Origin of the sequence: Subtercola boreus, assembly GCF_003399635.1 — a bacterium.
In the GTDB taxonomy this organism is placed as follows: Bacteria; Actinomycetota; Actinomycetes; order Actinomycetales; family Microbacteriaceae; genus Subtercola; species Subtercola boreus_B.
Window position 1 is genome coordinate 1 of the sequence record NZ_NBXB01000058.1, and the last position, 2846, is coordinate 2846.

Here is a 2846-nt window from a genome sequence, read left to right on the forward strand (position 1 = left end):
GAGTCTGGGGAGAAAGAAAATTCGTCATCCCACCCGAATACCACCCCCGCGAGTGTCTCCGATGCTATGAGACATCGTGTCCACGATGTCATGAGATCGTGTGTCCACGATGCGATGAGACAGCACACACGAAGCCATGAGACTCACCGTCCACGAAGTGACGAGATCCAGTGTCCACGATGTCGCGAGATAACACACCAACAACACGGACTACCGCTACCAAGACCCGCTACTCGCCAGCCGGGCGATCAATATCTGCTCGATTATCGATGAACACACCCGCGAATGCATCGGTGGGCTCGTGGAACGCTCGATCACCGCAGACCGGCTCACCGGTCACCTCGAGGACCTCGTCGCGGCTCGCGGCGCGCCCGCGGTGCTCCGCTTGGACAACGGACCGGAGTTCATCAGTGACGCGATGGCGGACTGGGCTGGCACTCGCACCGGGCTGTTCTACATCCCGCCCGGCACGCCATGGAACAACGGGTACGTCGAATCGTTCAACAGCCGCCTCCGGGACGAGTGCTTGAACATCAACAGCTTCTACTCGCTCCTACACGCCCGCGTCGTGATCACTGACTGGAAACGGAGTACAACCACGACCGGCCGCACTCATCGCTGGGCTACCTCACGCCCGCCGAGTACGCTCGGCAACGCACCTACCAAATGGAAAACGACGACATCCACAACGTCTGGACCTAACAATGGGGGCGACCCAGGTCTAGAGTGATGAGGCTACAAGTCGTGGGGCATCATGTCGCCACATCGGCGTTAGCTCCCCGATGCACATCGAACGCGACGTGGGTCAATTTCCTCGCTCGTTCGTGGACCTCTTTCTCTGTGCGGTACATAAGCGTCGAGATATCGTGTCGCAACACACCCGGTGTTCTGGTTGCGAACCGTACTCGGGAGCTGACCGCCGCCCTCTTTCCACTCACAGAAAAAAGGTATTCACATCGAACGACTAGTTGGGTACGGTCTCTGGAATGACGTTAGACGATCGGATGATAGTACGCCCATGGTGAACCTCTCCTTCAGTACCCTCAGTGCTCCCTTCTACTCGATCGACGAAATCATCGACATGGCCGTCGATAACCGGTACGACGGGGTGGAGCTTCGGTTCGTGACGGGTCGAAGCGACTTGATTCACCTGCCTGAGTTCAGTGAGAGCCTCGTGGATACGACGCGGCAACGATTCGAGATGGCGAATCTCGCACTCCCCTGCGTTGGCACGAGTCTTCTGATCGAAAGCTCCCAAGGGCCTGAGTTCACCGCGCTACTCGAGGAAGCACGGAGCTACGCGGCACTCGCTGAGCGTCTGGGGTCTCCCCTGATTCGAGTATTCGCCGGGCCGCCCGTTGAGGAGTCTGACCCCGAACATCTTTTCCAGGACATCGGGAATGCGATCTCCCTCATCGCTACCGCAATCGAACCGTATTCGGTTCGATTAGCCGTCGAAACGCATGGCACCTTGTCTCGAGCAGAAGACCTCGCGAAAGTGCTCTCGTTTTCATCGGTGCAGACAATAGGTGTCGTGTGGGATCTGATGCATACCCTCAGGAACGGCGAGTCTCTGGAGGACTCAGCCCATTGGCTCGGGCCTCGGATTAGCCATGTTCACCTTCGCGACGCGCTCAGCATGGCGGATGACAAGGCACACGATTTCGTGGCGATGGGCGAAGGCGCTGTCCCAGCGGCTGATTTTATGCGGTTGTTGAAGGCCAACCATTTCGGCGGTTTTGTCAGCTTCGAATGGGAGAAATTCTGGATGCCCGCGCTTGCCGAGCCCGAAGTAGTTATCCCTCAGTTCGCTTCGTACATGCGTTCGCTCGCGTAGTCACAGGCCAGTTCCGTGCGTAGGTGGCAAGCTCCGACCAATTCCCTGCGCTGTCACGACGAGGGCGGGCAGGATTCTGGAAAGGTCTTTTTTCAGATCTGATGTGACGATGCCAAGCGCCGATTCAACGAGCCCTTCAGTATTGAAAACCGGAACGGCAATCGCCGCCGTCATAAGGTCCATCTCCTGCACAGTTCTTGCGAAACCACGTCGCCGAACGGCTCTGAGTTCTTTTTCGAGCTGTGACTGGTCCACGACCGTGTAGGGAGTGAACTTTCTCAGATGCGTCATCACCGCATCGACAACGTCATCGGGTGCGTACGCGAGCAACACTTTACCCACGCCCGTTGAGTGCAGCGGGAGGCGCGAACCGATCTGAGCATACACTTTCGGCGCTACTCGCCCAGTGAGCCGATCGACGTAGAGTGCGCTGTTTCCTTCCCTGACCGCAAGGTATACGGCCTCCCGAGTGGCGACGAAGAGGTCCTGTAAAAACGGCGCCGCAATCTGCCTGATTTCCGTCTGTACATCTGCGAGCAGCCCTAGTTCCCAAATCCGACGCCCTATTTCGTATCGCCGATCCTCACCCCGCTCGAGCGCTCCCCACTCGCTCAGTACCTTGACCAGTCGATAGACAGTAGCCGCCGGGATGCCAGAGCGAAGAGACATCTCTGAAAGCGTCTGGCGTCGCGATCTGAGGTCAAACGTTCCCAGCAGTCGGAGCGCCCTTAAGGCGACAGGTGAAGCGGCTTCTTCCATCGTCCTTCCCTATCTGACTCTCGGCGATCGGCACGCTTATTGAGAAAGTCCCATCGTAACGAATGAAAGATGCGGGCGCGATTTGAAGTCTGACAGAGCAAGTCTGACTGGTCACATCAATTCGGTGACGTCCCTGTGAGTGGTGGGGTTTCGGGTTCTTGAGCGTTGCATCGTCGACGTGAGAAGCCACCGTGTGATGGTCAGTGAGAACCGACTAAAACTCTCACGCAAAGGACACCACACGATGGCT

At 57.6% G+C, this 2846-nt stretch carries 2 protein-coding genes and 1 pseudogene; 2 read left to right on the forward strand and 1 reads right to left on the reverse strand.

The window, feature by feature from the left end; all coding sequences use genetic code 11:
* Positions 1 to 241 precede the first annotated feature (241 nt).
* Positions 242 to 702, forward strand: a pseudogene (locus tag B7R22_RS18135) (integrase core domain-containing protein); the annotation flags it as partial.
* Positions 703 to 1018: 316 nt separating this feature from the next.
* Positions 1019 to 1837, forward strand: coding sequence for a sugar phosphate isomerase/epimerase family protein (locus tag B7R22_RS18140; protein WP_116413097.1), 819 nt, complete (start codon positions 1019 to 1021; stop codon positions 1835 to 1837).
* Here the strand turns inward: B7R22_RS18140 and B7R22_RS18145 are convergent, their stop codons facing one another.
* Positions 1838 to 2596 carry an IclR family transcriptional regulator gene (locus tag B7R22_RS18145; protein ID WP_116413098.1) on the reverse strand — a complete coding sequence of 253 codons (759 nt, stop codon included), beginning with the start codon at positions 2594 to 2596 and terminating at the stop codon, positions 1838 to 1840.
* Positions 2597 to 2846 lie beyond the last annotated feature (250 nt).